The organism is Ensifer sp., from assembly GCF_035999185.1.
In the GTDB taxonomy this organism is placed as follows: Bacteria; Pseudomonadota; Alphaproteobacteria; order Rhizobiales; family Rhizobiaceae; genus Ensifer.
The window spans coordinates 1-17,229 of the sequence record NZ_DASYHB010000195.1; the positions used below are offsets into that span (position 1 = coordinate 1).

General features: G+C 64.0%; 13 protein-coding genes and 1 tRNA gene. 9 read left to right on the forward strand and 5 right to left on the reverse strand.

Annotated elements, in window-relative coordinates; translation table 11 throughout:
- From fdnG to VGO04_RS26185, 7 genes are all read left to right on the forward strand, one after another.
- Positions 1-2,509 (forward strand): formate dehydrogenase-N subunit alpha (fdnG, locus tag VGO04_RS26155; RefSeq protein ID WP_327498878.1); only part of this gene is annotated, 2,509 nt, incomplete at its 5' end.
- On the forward strand, positions 2,506-3,495 hold the full coding sequence (gene fdxH, locus VGO04_RS26160) for a formate dehydrogenase subunit beta (RefSeq protein WP_327498879.1): 990 nt from the start codon (positions 2,506-2,508) through the stop codon (positions 3,493-3,495). The genes fdnG and fdxH, both read left to right, overlap by 4 nt.
- A complete protein-coding gene (locus VGO04_RS26165) occupies positions 3,495-4,184 on the forward strand; it encodes a formate dehydrogenase subunit gamma (protein WP_327498880.1) in 690 nt (229 codons plus the stop codon). Before fdxH ends, VGO04_RS26165 begins: the two co-directional genes overlap by 1 nt.
- Before the next feature lie 90 nt (positions 4,185-4,274).
- Positions 4,275-5,186: a formate dehydrogenase accessory protein FdhE gene (fdhE, locus tag VGO04_RS26170; protein WP_327498881.1), complete on the forward strand. Its 912-nt coding sequence runs from the start codon at positions 4,275-4,277 to the stop codon at positions 5,184-5,186.
- A complete protein-coding gene (gene selA, locus VGO04_RS26175) occupies positions 5,186-6,562 on the forward strand; it encodes an L-seryl-tRNA(Sec) selenium transferase (RefSeq protein ID WP_327498882.1) in 1,377 nt (458 codons plus the stop codon). Before fdhE ends, selA begins: the two co-directional genes overlap by 1 nt.
- Entirely contained in the window at positions 6,559-8,463 is a 1,905-nt protein-coding gene (gene selB / locus VGO04_RS26180) for a selenocysteine-specific translation elongation factor (protein WP_327498883.1), read from the forward strand. The genes selA and selB overlap by 4 nt, the downstream gene beginning before the upstream one ends.
- A 1-nt stretch (position 8,464) precedes the next feature.
- Positions 8,465-8,560, forward strand: a tRNA-Sec gene (locus VGO04_RS26185).
- 245 nt (positions 8,561-8,805) lie between these two features.
- Here VGO04_RS26185 and VGO04_RS26190 read toward each other — a convergent pair.
- Both VGO04_RS26190 and VGO04_RS26195 read right to left on the reverse strand, forming a co-directional pair.
- Positions 8,806-10,029 carry an acyl-CoA dehydrogenase family protein gene (locus tag VGO04_RS26190; RefSeq protein ID WP_327498884.1) on the reverse strand — a complete coding sequence of 408 codons (1,224 nt, stop codon included), beginning with the start codon at positions 10,027-10,029 and terminating at the stop codon, positions 8,806-8,808.
- Positions 10,030-10,117: 88 nt separating this feature from the next.
- On the reverse strand, positions 10,118-11,749 hold the full coding sequence (locus VGO04_RS26195; protein WP_327498885.1) for an ABC transporter substrate-binding protein: 1,632 nt from the start codon (positions 11,747-11,749) through the stop codon (positions 10,118-10,120).
- Positions 11,750-12,097: 348 nt separating this feature from the next.
- Here VGO04_RS26195 and VGO04_RS26200 point away from each other — a divergent pair, with 348 nt between their 5' ends.
- Together VGO04_RS26200 and VGO04_RS26205 are read left to right on the forward strand one after the other, a co-directional pair.
- Entirely contained in the window at positions 12,098-13,198 is a 1,101-nt protein-coding gene (locus VGO04_RS26200; protein ID WP_327498886.1) for an LLM class flavin-dependent oxidoreductase, read from the forward strand.
- A complete protein-coding gene (locus tag VGO04_RS26205; protein WP_327498887.1) occupies positions 13,195-14,148 on the forward strand; it encodes an amidohydrolase family protein in 954 nt (317 codons plus the stop codon). Before VGO04_RS26200 ends, VGO04_RS26205 begins: the two co-directional genes overlap by 4 nt.
- An 83-nt stretch (positions 14,149-14,231) precedes the next feature.
- On the opposite strand, the gene VGO04_RS26210 is transcribed toward VGO04_RS26205, so the two are convergent.
- From VGO04_RS26210 to VGO04_RS26220, 3 genes are read right to left on the reverse strand one after another with little or no spacing between them, the layout of a single operon-like run.
- Positions 14,232-15,293: an aldo/keto reductase gene (locus tag VGO04_RS26210; protein WP_327498888.1), complete on the reverse strand. Its 1,062-nt coding sequence runs from the start codon at positions 15,291-15,293 to the stop codon at positions 14,232-14,234.
- 14 nt (positions 15,294-15,307) lie between these two features.
- Positions 15,308-16,252 carry an oligopeptide/dipeptide ABC transporter ATP-binding protein gene (locus VGO04_RS26215; RefSeq protein WP_327498889.1) on the reverse strand — a complete coding sequence of 315 codons (945 nt, stop codon included), beginning with the start codon at positions 16,250-16,252 and terminating at the stop codon, positions 15,308-15,310.
- Complete coding sequence (locus VGO04_RS26220) at positions 16,230-17,228, reverse strand: ABC transporter ATP-binding protein (protein ID WP_327498890.1); 999 nt, start codon at positions 17,226-17,228, stop codon at positions 16,230-16,232. Before VGO04_RS26220 ends, VGO04_RS26215 begins: the two co-directional genes overlap by 23 nt.
- Position 17,229: the final 1 nt, after the last annotated feature.

The window sequence follows — 17,229 nt, forward strand, 5'->3', positions numbered from 1 at the left end:
CGACAACCAGGCACGCGTCTGACACGGCCCCACGGTAGCCAGTTTGGCTCCAACATTTGGCCGCGGCGCAATGACGAACGCCTGGACCGACATCAAGAACACCGACCTCGTCATCGTCATGGGTGGCAACGCGGCGGAAGCGCACCCCTGCGGCTTCAAATGGGTGACCGAAGCCAAGCATCATCGCGGCGCCCGGCTGATCGTCGTCGATCCGCGCTTTAACCGCACGGCGTCTGTTGCCGATGTCTATGCCCCGATCCGTCCCGGCTCCGACATCGCCTTCCTGATGGGCGTGATCCGCTACTGCATCGAGAACGACAAGGTGCAGTGGGACTATGTCAGGAACTACACCAACGCCACCTATCTGGTGAACGATGCATTCGGGTGGTCCGAAGGGCTTTTCACCGGCTACGACGAGGCCAAGCGCGACTACGACCGTACGAGCTGGGAATACCAGATGAACGAGGACGGGACGGTGAAGACCGACCCAACGCTCACGGACCCGCGCTGCGTCTGGAACCTGCTCAAGGAACAGGTCGCGACCTATACGCCGGAGTTTGTCGAAAACCTCTGCGGCACGCCGAGGGATCGTTACCTGAAGATCTGCGAGATGATCGGCGCCACCTCGGCGCGCGACAAGGTGATGACCTCGCTCTATGCGCTCGGCTGGACCCAGCATTCCAAGGGTGCCCAGAACATTCGCGGCATGGCGATGCTGCAGCTTATCCTTGGCAATGTTGGGCTTCCGGGCGGTGGTGTGAACGCGCTGCGCGGCCACGCCAACATCCAGGGGCTAACCGATATCGGCCTCTTGTCGCACACCTTACCGGGCTACATGAACCTGCCGACCGAGAAGGAGACGGACTACACCACCTACATGTCGACCCGCGGCAACAAGCCGCTGATCCCCGATCAGACGAGCTACTGGCAGAACACCCCGAAATTCATGGTGAGCTTCCTGAAGGCCATGTGGGGCGATGCCGCGACGCGCGAAAACGACTGGGGCTTCAACTGGCTGCCAAAGCTGGATGTCGCCTATTACGACATCCTCAGGATGTTCGACATGATGGCCCGTGGCGAAGTGAACCTCTATTTCTGCCAGGGCTTCAACCCGCTTCTGTCCTTCCCCAACCGGGCGAAGCTGACGGAGGCGCTGTCGAAGCTGAAGCTGCTCGTCACCATCGATCCGCTGCAAACGGAAACCGGGCACTTCTGGGAAGACCATGGCATCTACAACCAGGTGAAACCCGCTGACATCATGACCGAGGTGCTGGAACTGCCCTCGACCTGCTTTGCCGAGGACGAGGGCGCAACGGTCAATTCCGGCCGCTGGCTGCAATGGCACTGGCCGGGCGCCACACCGCCTGGAGACGCCAAGCACGACACCTGGATCATGGCCAATATCTTCCTGCGGGTGCGCGAGCTCTACCGCAAGGAAGGCGGGGTCTGTCCCGAACCGATCCTCAACCTTGCCTGGGACTACGAGGACCCATACGAGCCGGAAGCGGCGGAACTGGCCAAGGAGATGAACGGCCGCGCACTGCAGACGCTTTACGATCCCAAGGATCCGACCAAGGTGCTGCTCGAAGCGGGCAAGCTGTTGCCCAATTTCGGCGTGATGCGCGACGACGGCTCCACCATGTCCGGCTGCTGGATCTATGCCGGCTCCTGGACGGAAGAGGGCAACATGATGGCCCGGCGCGACAACAACGATCCGGGCGACATTGGCACCTTCCTCAACTGGACCTTCGCCTGGCCGGCAAACCGCCGAATCCTCTACAACCGCGCCTCCTGCGACCTTGAGGGCAAGCCGTGGGACGCCAGCCGCAAGCTCATCGAATGGAACGGCGAACGCTGGGCCGGCTTCGATGTGCCCGATATCGCGGTTACGGCAAAACCCGAGACCGTCATGCCGTTCATCATGACGGCGGAGGGCACGGCACGGTTGTTTTCGCGCAAGCTCTTGCGCGACGGGCCCTTCCCCACCCACATGGAGCCTTTCGAAAGCCCGGTCGAAAACCCGTTCAATGCGAAGCTGCGCGGCAATCCGGTCGCCCGCATCTTCCCCGACGACCTGGCGCAACTGGGCACCAGCGCCGACTACCCCTTCGTCGGCACGTCCTATCGCCTCACCGAACATTTCCACTACTGGACCAAGCACAACCGGGTGAACGCCGTGCTGCAGCCGGAATTCTTCGTCGAGATCAGCGAGGAACTGGCGGCGGAACGGGGCATTACAAGGGGTGGAAGAGTGCGGGTGTGGAGCGCGCGCGGCGAGGTGTGGGCAAAGGCGGTAGTGACCAAGCGCATCCGTCCGCTGATCTGCAACGGCAAGCCGGTCCATGTGGTCGGCATCCCGCTGCACTGGGGCTTCATGGGCGCGGCCCGCAAGGGCTTTGGCCCCAACAGCCTGACGCCCTTCGTCGGCGACGCCAATATCGATACGCCGGAATTCAAGGCCTTCCTGGTCAACATCGAACCGGCGGCAGATGAAGGAGCCTCGGCATGACGAGCGAACGCGCACCGGAGCCGGTCACGGCGGCGGCCAACCCGCCGCTGCAGCCGCTGGCGTCGAACCTCCTGCCGAGCGACGTCATCAAGGTGTCGGCGACAAGCAACGTGCCGGTGCCCGAGCGGCAACTGACCGAAGTCGCCAAGCTCATCGACGTCTCCAAATGCATCGGCTGCAAGGCCTGCCAGTCGGCCTGCATCGAATGGAACGACACCCATCCGGATATCGAGGAAAATGTCGGGCTCTACGAGAACCCGCACGACCTGACGGCTGACATGTTCACGCTGATGCGGTTTACGGAATATGAGAACCCTGTCACCAACGAGTTCGAATGGCTGATCCGTAAGGACGGCTGCATGCACTGCGCCGATCCCGGCTGTCTCAAGGCCTGCCCGGCTCCCGGCGCCATCGTTCAATACTCCAACGGCATCGTCGACTTCATCTCAGACAACTGCATCGGTTGCGGCTACTGCATCGCCGGCTGTCCCTTCAACATTCCACGCGTCTCGAAGACCGCGCATGTGTCGAAGAAATGCACGCTTTGTTCGGACCGCGTGGCGGTCGGTCAGGGGCCAGCCTGCGCCAAGGCCTGCCCCACCAAGGCAATCTCCTTCGGCACCAAGGAAGACATGATCGAGCTTGCCAACGAGCGTGTCGACGACCTGAAGTCGCGCGGCTACGACCATGCCGGCCTCTACGATCCGCAAGGCGTCGGGGGCACACATGTCATGTACGTCCTGCACCATGCCGATCAGCCCTCGCTCTATTCCGGGCTGCCGGATGACCCGAAAATCTCGCAGGTGGTCCAGGGCTGGAAGGGACCGGCCAAGACCGTTGGCCTTGCCGTTGCCGGTCTTGCAGCTGCCGGCGCCATGCTTCACGGCATATTCGCTCGCCCGAACGAGGTGACCGCGCATGAGGAGGGAGAAGCCGAGGAACTCGTCGAAGATCGCGACCAAACGCCGGGCGGCAGGGAGGCGTGATGGCTGACAAACGCATCTATTCGGCCCCCGGCGACAAGATCGAGACGACGCACCCGGTCACCGTCAACCGGTATCGCGGCTACACCCGCCTCAACCATTGGGTGACCGCCGGCTGCATGATCGTGCTTCTGATTTCCGGCCTTTCCTTCTTTCATCCGTCGCTGTTCTTTTTGACCGGCCTCTTCGGCGGCGGGCAGACAACACGGTGGCTGCATCCGATCGTCGGCGTCGTACTGGTGGCAAGCTTCCTCCTGCTCTTTGCGCAGATGTGGAAGCTCAACCTGCCGCGGCGTGAGGACGTGGAGTGGAGCCGCAAGATCGGCGACCTGCTTCAGGGCAACGAGGAAAAACTTCCCGAGCTCGGCAAATACAATGCCGGTCAGAAAGTGGTTTTCTGGGGCATGTCGGGGCTCATCCTCCTGCTCGTCACCACCGGCATCATGATCTGGGAACAGTATTTCCCCCACCTCGTCTCAATCCCCGTGCGCCGCGTCGCGGTTGCCGTACATTCGCTGGCAGCGCTTTTCACGATCCTCATCTTCATCGTCCACGTCTACGCAGCCATCTGGACGCGCGGCACCATCAGGGCGATGACGCGCGGCACGGTCACCGGCGGCTGGGCCTTCCGCCACCATCGCAAATGGTTGCGCGAACTGGCTGGACGCCAGGGCTCCGACCCGTCAAAATGAACGCCTCCTACAGCGCCGCGCGTCCTGTCGGGCGCGTAGCAACGTTACTTGTTGCATGACCCGGCTTCCGGCCGGATTGCCGGAGATGCGATGGCAGAAGACCTGCAACCCGATCCCTCCCTTATCGGTGGCGTGCCGACACCGCCTCTCGCCTTCCTGCCCGAGCCGGTCAAACTGTTCCAGGCGCGGGCTCGCCGCTTCGCTTTCCTGGCGGAAAGCAATTCGCTTGCGCCTTATCTGACCTTCCTTGCGGCGACCTCCAAACTGCAGGCACGGCTCGCAGCGACCCTGACGCCCGTCACGTCACCCACGTCGGCGCGCATTGCAGAGGCCGCGCGCGCCGCGATGCCACCCGTTGACCGGCCGGCGCTTGTCGATGACCCCGAACTTGCAGCCACGTTCGATGCGCTGCTCGAAGGCGCTGCCGAAATCGCCATGCCCGACCCCGCCCGCCTGGCGCTCGATGCGGTGCGTGCGGCGAGTGAGGACGACCGGCGCTGGCTGCTTTCCAACATCCTCTCGGATCAGGTTCCAGCCGACAGCGCCGCGCCTCATCTCTTCGCTGCAGCCGCCGTGCAGGTGCACATGGCACGAATGGCCGCGACGCTCGACGCGCAAGCGCTCGTGCCGGTCAGCCCCGGTGTCTGCCCCGCCTGTGGCGGTCGGCCGGCGACCTCTTCGGTGATGGGCGCCCAAGGGATCGAGAACATCCGCTATGCCGCCTGCGGCTGCTGCGGCACCCAATGGAACGAGGTACGGGTAAAGTGCCTCTGTTGCGGCTCGACCAAGGGCGTCAGCTATCGTTCGGTCGAGACGACGGAGGCGACGGTGAAGGCCGAGACCTGCCGGGAATGCCACACCTGGGTGAAGATCTTCTACCAGGTCAAGAACCCGAGCCTCGACCCGATCGCCGACGACGTCGGCAGCCTCGGCCTCGACATCCTGATGAAGGAAACCGAATTTCGTCGCGGCGGTTTCAATCCCTATCTCGTGGGCTATTGATGCAGGAATTTCGTGTCCTTCCCTCCGTGGACCAGATGTTGACCTCGCCCGACGGCCTGGCGCTCATCGAAGAACACGGCCGCCTCGCCGTCGTCACCGCGATCCGCGCCGGACTGGAGGTCGCCCGAGAGAAAATCCGCTCAGGCGAGGATGGAGTAGCGCTTGCGGCTGGGCTGCCGCGCCGCATCGCCGACGAACTCGCTGCCGCCGCACGCTCGGCCCTTCGCCCGCTCCTCAACCTGACGGGCACGGTGCTGCACACAAATCTCGGCCGTGCCATTTTGGCCGAAGAGGCGGTTCGTGCAGCATCTGCCGCCATGGCCAATCCCTTGGCGCTGGAGTTCGACCTTGACGGCGGCGGGCGCGGCCAGCGCGACGACCACCTGCGCGGTCTGCTCTGTGAACTGACCGGCGCCGAGGACGCGACGCTCGTCAATAACAATGCCGCCGCGGTGCTGATCGCGCTCAACACGCTGAGCGACGGTCGCGACGCGATTGTTTCGCGCGGCGAGTTGATCGAGATCGGTGGCGCTTTCCGCATGCCTGACATCATGGCCCGCGCCGGTGCGAAGCTGGTGGAGGTGGGCACCACCAACCGCACGCATCCGCGCGACTACGAGGGCGCGATCGGCCCGGACACCGGCGTCATCCTCAAGGTCCACACCTCCAACTACCGCATCGAAGGCTTTACCGCCGAAGTGCCGGCGCCGAGGCTGGCAGAGATTGCCCGCAAGGCCGGTGTGCCGCTCCTCAACGACCTCGGCTCCGGCTCGCTTGTCGATCTCTCCGCCTTCGGACTCAGACGCGAGCCAACGGTGGCGGAGGCGGTCGCGGAGGGCGCCGACATCGTGACATTCTCGGGCGACAAGCTGCTCGGCGGGCCGCAGGCGGGCTTCATCGTCGGGAGGCGCGATCTGATCGCCGCCATCAACCGCAACCCGTTGAAGCGCGCCGTGCGCCTCGACAAGATCCGCATCGCCGCGCTGGAGGCGACGCTTAGACTCTATCGCGATCCCGACCGACTGAAGGAACGCCTGCCGACACTACGCTTTCTGACCCGCGCCCAGTCCGAAATCGCCGCGCAGGCGGCTCGGATTGCGCCTGAAATCGATGCGTTGCTTCGGCCGCATGGCTACCAGGCGGTGCCCTGCGCCTGCGAAAGCCAGGTCGGCTCGGGCGCGCTGCCGGTTGATACCATCCCAAGCGCCGGGCTGCGGCTGACGGGCGCCGGCGGCGACGCGCCGGAACGGCTTTCCGCACGGCTTCGTGCCCTGCCCGTGCCGGTCGTCGGCCATATCCGTGACGGCGCGCTGGTCCTCGACCTACGCTGCCTGGAGAACGACGGTTTGCTAATTGAAGCATTGAAGGCGCTATGATCGTCGGAACCGCAGGGCATATCGACCACGGCAAGACGGCACTGGTGAAGGCATTGACCGGAACCGATGCCGATCGCCTTGCCGAGGAGAAAGCCCGCGGCATCACCATCGATCTCGGCTTTGCCTATGCCGATCTCGGCGAAGGCACGATTACCGGCTTCGTTGACGTGCCGGGACACGAACGGTTGATCCACACGATGCTTGCCGGCGCCGGCGGCATCGATTTCGCGCTGCTGGTCGTGGCCGTTGACGATGGCGTCATGCCGCAGACGCGCGAACATCTCGCTGTCCTCGACCTGCTTGGCCTTGAAAGAGGCATCGTAGCACTTACCAAGGCGGATCTCGCCGGCCCCGAACGACGCGCCCAAGTATCAGCCGAGATCCGCGCGGCACTCGCCGACACCGGTCTTTCGAAAGCCCCGATCATTGCCGTCTCGGCGCTTTCCGGCGAAGGCGTCGAGACGTTGCGCGCGACGCTCGCGGCCGCCGAGACGGAAACCGCGGCGCGCAGCGACGCCGGCCTGCTTCGCTTTGCCGTCGACCGCAGCTTCACGCTCGCAGGCGCCGGCACCGTGGTGACGGGCATGGTGCTCGGCGGCCGCGTTGCGCTCGACGAAAGCGTCACGGTCAGCCCGGCCGGCCTGACCGCCCGCGTGCGCGGTATCCACGCGCAGAACCGGAAGGCCGAGGAAGGATTTGCCGGCCAGCGCTGCGCACTCAACCTTGCCGGTGATCGGGTGACGAAGGACGCGATCCGCCGGGGCGACGTCATTGTCGCGTCCGCGCTGCACGCCCCAACGGACCGCATCGACGCGACGCTTCGCATTCTCGCCTCCGAAACAAAGCCCATCGGAACCTGGTTTCCGGTGCGGCTCCACAGCCACGCGACAGAGGTCGGCGCGCGGATCGTGCCGCTTGCCGGCCCTGTTGAGCCGGGGGCGGAGGCGCTGGCGCAACTGGTTCTCGACCGCCCGATCGCCACGACCATCGGTGACCGCTTCATCCTGCGCGATACCTCCGCCAGCCGCACCATTGGAGGCGGCCGCTTCCTCGATCTGCGTCCGCCGGCACGAAAGCGCGGGACGCCGGAGCGGCTGGCCATCCTTTCTGCGTCCCGCCACGAGGAGCCGGCGGCGGCACTTGCCGCTTTGACCGATCTCGCCCCGATCGACCTTCCAGTCTTCCTGCGCGACCGTGGTCTTGGCGAGGACGCGCGCGCACGCCTCTTGGATGCTGCCGCCGCCGAGATCGTCGCCGATCACGCACTCTCCGCGGCAACGCTCGCCGGATTGCAGGCGAGCCTCGTGCAGACACTCGCCGATTTCCACGCCGAGAGCCCCGATCTCGCCGGCATCGGCCGCGAGAAGCTGCGGCTTCTGTTGAAACCGCACCTGCCGAAAAGTGCTTTCCTCGCCTTCCTCAAGGCCGAGGCGGCTGCAGGCCGCATCGTACTCGACGGGGCCTTCCTGCGGTTGCCAGGCCACGAGGTCCGGCTATCGCCTGCCGACGAGAGCCTCTGGTTACGCATCCATCCCCACCTCCTCGACGAGGGCCGATTCCGTCCGCCGCGCGTGCGCGATCTTGTGCCCCTGCTCGGCGCCGACGAACGCGACGTGCGTCACATCTTGAAACTCGCGCAGAAGCTCGGGCAGGTGCATGAGATCGCGCACGATCATTTCTTCGCCCGTGCGGTGGTGGAAGAAATGGCAGCGATCGTGCTCGAGGTGGCGGCAGAGGCGCACGATGGTTGGTTCACCGCTCCCGCCTTCCGGGACCGGGTCCACAACGGCCGCAAGGTCGCCATCGAGATCCTCGATTTCTTCGATCGGCTCGGCCTCACCTTGCGTAAGGCAGACTTGCGTCGCATAAATCCGCATCGCAGCGACCTTTTTCAGCGCTGACGGAAGGGAATCGTCTCCGGTGGGACGGCCGGACTTCAAATCCGGTTGGGGCAGCGAGCCTGTCCCGGGTGGGTTCGACCCCCACTCCCCTCCGCCAAACGATCCGGCAAGCGCATCGCGACGCGGCACCTTGGATCGTCCCCGCTTTGTTCGGCGCCCCTGAAAGAAGCCATAAAGACCATAAAGACAAAATCTTGTGAGTGTTTCCGAAGGCGCCGTCTCAGTCTGCGTGAAGCGGTTGATCGAGCAGGGATCGGTCAAACTCGAAGCGCCTATCGCGCCCTGTTGGCCGGAGGTCCCGGCGGGAAGCCGGTTGCGGCGGGGCGCTCCCGCCGCACCGTCTCAAAACACCCTTCCCTCGCGCAGATGCGTGGTCGTCCCGTTCAGAAGATAGTCGCCCACCACCCGCGACTTGTGCAGAAGCGGGTTGTGGTTGAGGACCGTGCGGATGTTGCGCCAGTGGCGATCAAAGTTGTTGTTGCGCGACGTCGCTGAACCGCCACCGAGTTCGAACATGCGCTCAGCGCTTCGCAATCCAAGCTGGCCAAGAACAAGCTGCGCTCGTGCCGTCGTCAGCGCGCTGTCGATCAAGGCAGGCTCGATCTCGGCGGGGGCTCCCCGACCCAAAGCGGCTGCCGTCCGGTCAAGCGCCGCAGCCGCGGCGGCGACCGCCGTGTCGATGGCGAAGGAGTTGGCCGCGATCTCGCCGATCACCTGCTGGACAAAGGGGTCCTGATCGGCTGTTTCGGCGCTGCTGTGCGCTGCGGAGCGGGCCTGCTTGCGGACATAGGCAAGCCCATCCGAAAGCACGTTGCGCACTGCACCCGCGGCACTCGCCGCCAGGTGCAACTGGCGCAGCGTCGAGCAATGGCGGCCGACGAGATTGTCGAGGGCGCGACGGGCCAACTCGTGCGGGAACACCTCGACATTGTCGAGGATCACGCCGCCGCTTGCGGTCAGCCGCTGCCCCATGCCGTCCCAGTCGTCGAGAATGGTGATGCCCTGCCTGCCGACCGGCAGGAGAACGCCGACCGCCTGTCCTTCCTCGTCCAGCGCGCTGAACGAGGCGAAGTCGGCGAAGGCCGTACCTGTCGCATACCATTTGCGGCCATTGAGCCTGTAGGTATCGCCCTGCCTGACGATCGTCGTCGTGACCTGTCCGGGGCGCACGGTGCCCTGTTCTGTATGGGCGCCGCCAAAGAGCTTTCCGGCGAGGATCAACTCGACGGCGCCGGCGTCCCGCTCGCGCGGTTCGCTCAGGATAACGTTTTCGACATAGTTGAAATGCGACCGGAGTGCATGGGCGACGTTGGAATCGGCAGCACCGATTGCGGCAATCATTTCGATGTAGTCGGCAACCGAACCGCCCGGTCCCCCGAGCGCGGCCGGGATGCGCAAGGTGCCAAGTTCCAGTTCGCGGAAAAGCGCGAAGGCTTCGAAGGGAAGCGTGCGCGACAGGTCTCGCTCGGCCGCGCCCTTGGCGACCTCGGCTACGAAATCGGGGACGCGCGCGAGAAGGTCCACGCGTGTCGGGCGGGAAAGGGTCAGCGCCTTGGTTATCGTCACACGTCAACTCCGAGACTGAAAAAATGGAGCGAGCAGCCGGTACCCCCGGCTGCTCGCGTGTCTTCGACGATTACGCCGTCGAGATCATTTACGATTGCCCGTCGAGATAGATGTCTGCGCCGTTGCTCCAGAGATGCTCGACGCCAAGCTTCAGGTTCTTCACCCGTTTGTCGTAGACTGTGATGACAGCCGGGGTGACGATGTCGAGCGTCGGCAGATCCTGAACCACCAGCTTCTGGAACTCGTTGAAGAGCTGCAGGCGCTTCTTCTGATCGATCTCGACGGCGGCCGTTTCGAGCAGCCGGTCGACGTCGGGGTTCGAGTACTTGGAGCCGTTGGTGAAGGGCACGCCCGGCTTGAAGTTCTTCGACCAGTAGAGGCGCTGGACGCCGACCGTCGGGTCGTAAAGGTTGCTCATGCCTTCGATGGCGATGTCGAAGTCGCGATCGGTGAAGACACGCTTGACGAAGGTCGCAAAGTCCTGCGTTCGCAGTTCCACCTTGATGCCGACCTTGGCAAGGGCCTGCGCGATGTATTCCGCGGTCTGCTTGGGAGGACCGGACGGCTGGGTCGGATCGATGAACAGCTTGAAGCGGAACCCGTCGGCACCACGGGCGTAGCCTGCCTCGTCCAGCAGCTTTTCGGCCTTCGCCGGGTCGAACTCGTATTTGGGAAGGTCCGGCGTGTAGAACTTCGCAAGGTCCGGGCTGACCGGCCCGTCGAGACGGGTGGCGTAACCGAGGTAGACGGTGTTGACGATGAAGTCCTTGTCGACGGCGTGAGCGATCGCATGGCGGACCTTGATGTCGGCAAGGTACTTGTTCTCGAGATTGAACTCGGCGCGGGCGATGCTCGGCGAATAGGGCGCCGGGTCAGTATCGACGACGAGGTTCGGATTGGCCTTCAGGCGGTCGATGTCGGTCAGCGGCAGATTGGCCGTCGAGACCTGCACCTCGCCCGTCTCGATCGCGGCAACGGCTGCGGCCGGGTCGATGATGAAGCGGAAGATGATCTGGTCAAGATAAGGCTTTGGCGCACCCCAGTAGTCCTCGTTGCGCACGAAAAGCGCGTGACTGCCGCGAACCCATTCGACGAACTTGTAGGGGCCTGTGCCGACAGGCGCGACGTTGTGCGGGTTTTCCGCAATCTTCGTACCCTCGTAGAGGTGCTTCGGAACGATCGGCGCCTCGAAGCTGGCGAAGGCGGTCAGAAGGTAGGGAGCCGGCTTGGCAAGGATCAGTTCCACCTCATGCGAGTTGAGGACGTTCGCCTCCTTCACATGGGCGAAGGTCGCCCGGCCACGCGGATGGTTTTCCTTCAACGCCAGGATCGAGAATGCCACGTCATCAGCCGTGAAATCCTTGCCGTCGTGCCAACGAACGCCCTGGCGCAGCTTGAACCAGTAGCGCAGGCCGTCTTCGCTGACCGTCCACTCGGTGGCGAGCAGCGGCTGAGGGTTGAAGTCCTTGTCATAGGTCAGCAGGCTCTCGGTCGCCTTGCCGCTGATGTAGTAGGCGGCACCGGCGCTATGGGCGATGAGCACGAGAACCGGCGGTTCCGTGCCGATATTGATCGAGACGCTGCCACCGCGCGGCGGCTCATCTGCCGCCAACGAAGGCACCGGCAGCAATGGCGCCGCAATCGCGGTGGCGAGCGCAACGGAGGAAAGGAGGAACGCGCGGCGCGTCGACTTCAAAGTCCCGGTCTTTCTAGATGTCATCTGAGTATCCCCAAAGCAGGCGAAGCACAGGCAACGCCGATTTCTCCAGCACCCGGACGGGGTGTTAGCCAGACCATATAAAATCTACTATATTTATCGAGATAGTGTAATTCTAAAGTCTGCGGCTTTTCTGAAAAAAGCTACTCAGAGCGCTCGGTTTGCCGCGTCCCTGACGTCTACGCGCAGAGGGCGCGGTTCCGGCAACGCAGCCTCGATGGAGGAAAAGTTCGCGTTTGGATGCCCGCGCGACAATCCATCCCAAGATCCGCCGGCAAAACGCAATCGACAAAATACATCAAATAAATAGATTATATACTTCTCGTGCCTAGCTTTCCGAAGGAGTTTCCCATGCGCCCCGAGTTCATCGGCCACACGTCCAACCGAGAAGGGTCCGACATTGTGCCCGCCTCCGGCCCCGTCGTCGACAAGGCCTATATCCGCAAACACGTCCAGGCCGCGGAGGCCGCGGGCATCGATCGCCTGCTCATCGGCCAATTCGCGCAGTGGCCCGACAACAACCAGATCGCGGCCTATGTCTTCAGCCAGACCGACCGGATCGGCGCCCTGCTTGCCCACCGGCCCGGCCTGATGGCCCCGACACTCGGCGCGCGTCAACTGGCGACCCTGGATCAGTTCTCAGAGGGCCGCTTGTGGGTGCATATCATCACCGGCGGATCCGACACGGACCAGGCTCGCGACGGCGACTTCGAGGATCACGATACCCGCTACGCCCGAACCGACGAGTATCTGGAGGTGCTGAAGAAGGTCTGGGAAAGCGATCAGCCCTTTGATCACGAGGGGCATTTCTACAAATTCAAGGGCGCATTCAGCCAGGTGAAGCCGTTCCAGAAGCCGCGCATCCCGATATCCTTCGGCGGTTCGTCGGACGCGGCGATCGCCGTTGCCGGCAAGCATGCGGATGTCTATGCGCTCTGGGGCGAGCCCCTCGACGGCGCACGGGAAACCATAGCCAAGGTACGAGCGGCAGCGGTTGCCAACGGTCGCGCGGCCGATGACATCCGTTTCACCCTCGCCTTTCGCACCGTCGTGGCGGAAACCGAAGATGCGGCGTGGGCCAAGGCCGCGGACATTCTTGAGAAGGTCAAGTCCCAGGTTGCGCGCTCGGCCGGCGGCAACGGCGAGAAGCTGCCGTCGAATGTCGGCTCCGTTCGCCTGCGAGAAGCCGCCAGTCGCGGCAAGGTCCTCGACAAGCGGCTCTGGACCGAAGTCGCGGAAGCAAGCGGCGCCGGCGGAAACTCGACGGCGCTCGTCGGCACGCCCGAACAGGTCGCAGACGCCATTCTCGACTACTACGACGCCGGGGTCTCCAACTTCCTCGTTCGCGGCTTCTACCCGACCGAAGATACCGTCACCTACGGACGCGATGTCGTGCCGCTCGTCAAGGCTGGTATCGCCGAACGCGAAGCGAGAAAGGTTGCAGCCGAATGACCGCGCCGCTCGATATTGTCGACATCCACGCCCATCTCTGGCCGCCAGCCTGGCGTCCCGGCGGCAGATACGAAAAGCCCTCGGGCGCATTTGCGCCCGAGATACACCGGAAGATCACCACGCCCCAGGCGCTTGTCGATGAACTCAAACAAGGCGGCGTATCCCTCGCGGTTGTCACGGCGACGATCGAAAGCCTCTTCGGGATGGAGGGGAGCGTGCCGCTTGCAGCCGTCCGGGAAGCCAACGACTGGCTGGCGACGCTTGCGCACGATCATCCCACGCTCACCGGTTTTGCCGTCGTCAATGCCTTCGCCGGCGAAGAGGCGGCCCGCGAGGCAGAACGGGCGATTGTAGAACTCGGTCTTTCGGGACTGGTGATCGACAGTTCACGCGACGGCACGTTCATCGCCGATGCCTCGGTCCGCCCGACGCTCGAAGTCGCGGCTCGGCATAAGGTACCGGTCTTCGTGCATCCAGTGGCTCACCCAAACGCCGATGTTCTGATCAAAGGTGCCGGCACTCTCGGCAACTCGCTCGGTCGCGGCCTGATGAACGGTGTCGCATTCCTGTCAGTGATCCAGTCTTCGCTGCTCGACGAACTGCCGGACCTGCACCTGGTTTTCGCGACGCTTGGTCTTGGCGCAATCGTACAGGCGGCGCGCGGCGGCATCTACGGTCGCGCCGCACGGGCGGCGGGACTGCGACCCAACATCTACTTCGACACGATGGGGCACGATCCGGACATCATCCGCACTCTGGCAGGCTTCTTCGGTGCGGAGCGGGTGCTTGCCGGCACGGACTGGCCGATCCTTGCGGCTCTCGACGCAGACGCGTTGCGGCAGAGCCTGGCGCAAGCGGGCTTGGACGAGCAGCAGGCGCGTCTGGTCGCCGGCGGCAATGCCCGGCGTCTCCTCGGCCTGCGACATGATCAAGCGGCGGCGGCTGAGTAAAGGATGAAAGAAAAAGCCCCGGGTCGATAATCCGGGGCTCCCTGCCTTTCGACTGCCGTGTGCCAGATGCCGGCGGAAACCGGTCAGGCGACGCGCTGCGAACGGGCCAACGGAATGATCTCGGCCTCCGCCGCTCCAAAACGTGGTTCGCGACCCTCGAGCGGATGGCCCGGATCGGTGAAGCCCGGCGTCGACGGATGGCCGGGCGCGACCAGGCGATCGACCAGTGCCTCATCTTCGGCATCGAGCTTGACGTCGAGTGCGCGGATGTAGCTATCCCAATGTTCTTCCGTGCGGGGACCTGCGATGGTCGAGGTGATCAGCCGGTTGTTGAGCACCCAGGCGAGCGCAAAATCGGCGGCTGCGATGCCCTTGGCCTGAGCGTGGGCGGCAATCTGCTTGGCGATTGCGATCGATTCCTCGCGGAACTCCACGTCATGCATGCGCTTGTCGCCACGCCCTGCGCGGGTATCGGCGGCAGGAGCCTCGCCGGGATTGTACTTGCCCGTGAGGACCCCGCGCGCGAGCGGGCTGTAGGACACGGCACCCAGCCCGTAGGCGGCAGCTGCCGGCAGCTGCTCAGCCTCGGCGGTGCGGTTGACGATATTATAGAGCGGCTGGCTGGCGATCGGCCGATCGATCCCGAGCTGGTCGGCGAGGTGTGCGACTTCCGCAATGCGCCATCCGCGGAAGTTCGAGACGCCGAAATAGCGCAGCTTGCCGGCCTTGATCAGGTCGGCGATCGCCCTGACCGGCTCTTCGAGCGGCGCATCGAAAACGGCGCGGTGGAAATAGAGGATGTCGATATAATCAGTGCCGAGATTGCGCAGCGAGTTCTCGACCGTCTGATAGACCCACTTGCGCGAATAGCCGCCGAGGTTCGGCCCCTTCGCACGCGAATTGACGAACTTCGTTGCCACCACCCAGTGGTCGCGATGCGCCTTGATGCCGCGCCCGACCACCTCTTCCGACTTGCCGTCGTGGTAGACGTCAGCCGTGTCGATGAAATTGATGCCCTGTTCGCGCGCCTTGTCGATGATGCGGAAGGCGACGTCGTCGGGCGTCTGGTTGCCGAACATCATTGACCCGAGTGTCAGCGGCGACACTTTGAGGGCGCTGCGCCCGAGATAGCGATACTCAACCATTCAAGTTCTCCATTTCAGTTGATGTGGTCCGCGACATGACAGGCCACCTGGTGGCCGGGCTTGATGGCGCGGAATTCGGGTTCGGTGACGCGGCAGATCTCGGTCGCCAGCGGACAGCGTGTGTGAAATCGACAGCCCGATGGAATGTTGCTCGGGCTCGGCAGGTCGCCGCCGAGAGGAGCCGCCTGCCTCGGTCGCGAAGGATCGGGCACGGCCGCCATCAAAGCGCGCGTGTAGGGATGGCGTGGGTCGGACCAGAGCGTCTCGTTGTCGGCGCTTTCGACGATACGGCCGAGATACATGACCAGAACCCGGTCGCAGAAGTAACGCACCACCGAAAGGTCGTGGCTGATGAAGAGGTAGGAGAGGCCGAACTCCTTCTTCATTTCCACCAGGAGGTTCAGGATCTGGGCCTGGATCGACAGGTCAAGCGCCGAAACGGGCTCGTCGCACACGATCAGATCCGGATTGAGCAGCAGGGCGCGGGCAATACCGATCCTCTGCCGCTGCCCGCCTGAGAATTCGTGCGGGTAGCGATTGATGGCATCGGCGGGCAGCCCGACCTTGGCGATGATGCTGGCGACCGTGCGCCGGCGCTCCGTCCTGCTGCCGGCCTTGTGCACGATCAGCGGCGCTTCGAGAATTTCACCGATCGTGTGGCGCGGGTTGAGCGAGGCGAACGGATCCTGGAAGATCATCTGGATCGATTTTCGGACGTTTCTGAGCCTCCCCTGGTCGAGAACCGTGATGTCCTCGCCCTTGAACTCGATCCGCCCCGCCGTCGGATCGACGAGGCGCAGAAGCGTCTTGCCGAGGGTCGACTTGCCGCAACCACTTTCGCCGACAAGCCCGACGGTCTCGCCGCGCTCCACCACGAGATCGACGCCATCGACCGAGCGCAGGAGGCCGTCGCGGGTCTTGTAATGGGTCTTGAGATCAGTGGCTGAGATGAGCGGCATCGGGAACGGCCTTGAGGGACGAAGTGAACGGGCAGGCGACGAGGCGGTCCGGCGTTCGCGCAATCAACGGCGGCACCTGATGGCCACAGCTCGCGCGCGCCTCGCGACAGCGTGGCTTGAAGGGACAACCCGCCTCGCCTGCCGCCGAGACGATCGATCCCGGGATTTCGGTCAAAGGACCGCTCAGATAGTGAAAGTCGTTCTTCAGTCGCGGCGAGGCAGACAGAAGCCCGCGCGTATAGGGATGCAAGGGATCGTTGAAGAGATCGCCGGGCAGCGCCTGCTCGACCTTTTGACCGGCATACATGACGACAACCTTGTCGGCCCATTGCGCGACGACACCGAGGTCGTGCGTGATCAGCACCACCGCCATTTTCAGCTCACGCCTGAGCGTATCGAGCAGGTCGAGCACCTGCGCCTGGATCGTCACGTCGAGCGCGGTCGTCGGCTCGTCGGCGATCAAGAGTTTCGGCCGGCAAGCAACGGCCATGGCGATCATCACCCGCTGGCGCATGCCGCCCGACAATTGGTGCGGATAGTCGTCGACCCGCTTTTCGGCGGCAGGAATACGCACGAGCTTCAACAGCTCGATCGTCCGTTCGCGCGCCGCCCGGCCCGAGAGCTTTTCGTGCACCTTCAGCACTTCGCCGATCTGCCGGCCGATCGACATGACAGGATTGAGGCTCGTCATCGGCTCTTGAAAGATCATGGCGATGTCGCGCCCGCGCAGCTGCCGCATCTCGCGCGCATCGAGGCCCAGAAGATTGTGGTCGTCGAAGACGATGCGGCCGCTGGTGACCCGTGCTGCGCGCGGCAGCAGCTGCATCAGGGCGAGCGCCGTCAGCGATTTGCCTGAGCCGGATTCGCCGACGATCGCCAGCGTCTCGCCTGCACTGACCTCAAACGACAGGTTACGGACCGGTTCGGCGCGCGGAAAGCCGATGGTGAGGTTCTCGACCTGAAGCAACGGCGCCATC

Excerpts from the sequence above, each read along its gene's own strand:
- selB (WP_327498883.1), top strand. The coding sequence starts at position 6,559 with ATGATCGTCGGAACCGCAGGGCATATCGACCACGGCAAGACGGCACTG.
- selA (WP_327498882.1), top strand. The coding sequence starts at position 5,186 with ATGCAGGAATTTCGTGTCCTTCCCTCCGTGGACCAGATGTTGACCTCG.
- VGO04_RS26220 (WP_327498890.1), bottom strand. The coding sequence starts at position 17,228 with ATGGCGCCGTTGCTTCAGGTCGAGAACCTCACCATCGGCTTTCCGCGC.
- VGO04_RS26205 (WP_327498887.1), top strand. The coding sequence starts at position 13,195 with ATGACCGCGCCGCTCGATATTGTCGACATCCACGCCCATCTCTGGCCG.
- VGO04_RS26215 (WP_327498889.1), bottom strand. The coding sequence starts at position 16,252 with ATGCCGCTCATCTCAGCCACTGATCTCAAGACCCATTACAAGACCCGC.
- VGO04_RS26165 (WP_327498880.1), top strand. The coding sequence starts at position 3,495 with ATGGCTGACAAACGCATCTATTCGGCCCCCGGCGACAAGATCGAGACG.
- fdxH (WP_327498879.1), top strand. The coding sequence starts at position 2,506 with ATGACGAGCGAACGCGCACCGGAGCCGGTCACGGCGGCGGCCAACCCG.
- VGO04_RS26200 (WP_327498886.1), top strand. The coding sequence starts at position 12,098 with ATGCGCCCCGAGTTCATCGGCCACACGTCCAACCGAGAAGGGTCCGAC.
- VGO04_RS26195 (WP_327498885.1), bottom strand. The coding sequence starts at position 11,749 with ATGACATCTAGAAAGACCGGGACTTTGAAGTCGACGCGCCGCGCGTTC.
- VGO04_RS26210 (WP_327498888.1), bottom strand. The coding sequence starts at position 15,293 with ATGGTTGAGTATCGCTATCTCGGGCGCAGCGCCCTCAAAGTGTCGCCG.
- fdhE (WP_327498881.1), top strand. The coding sequence starts at position 4,275 with ATGGCAGAAGACCTGCAACCCGATCCCTCCCTTATCGGTGGCGTGCCG.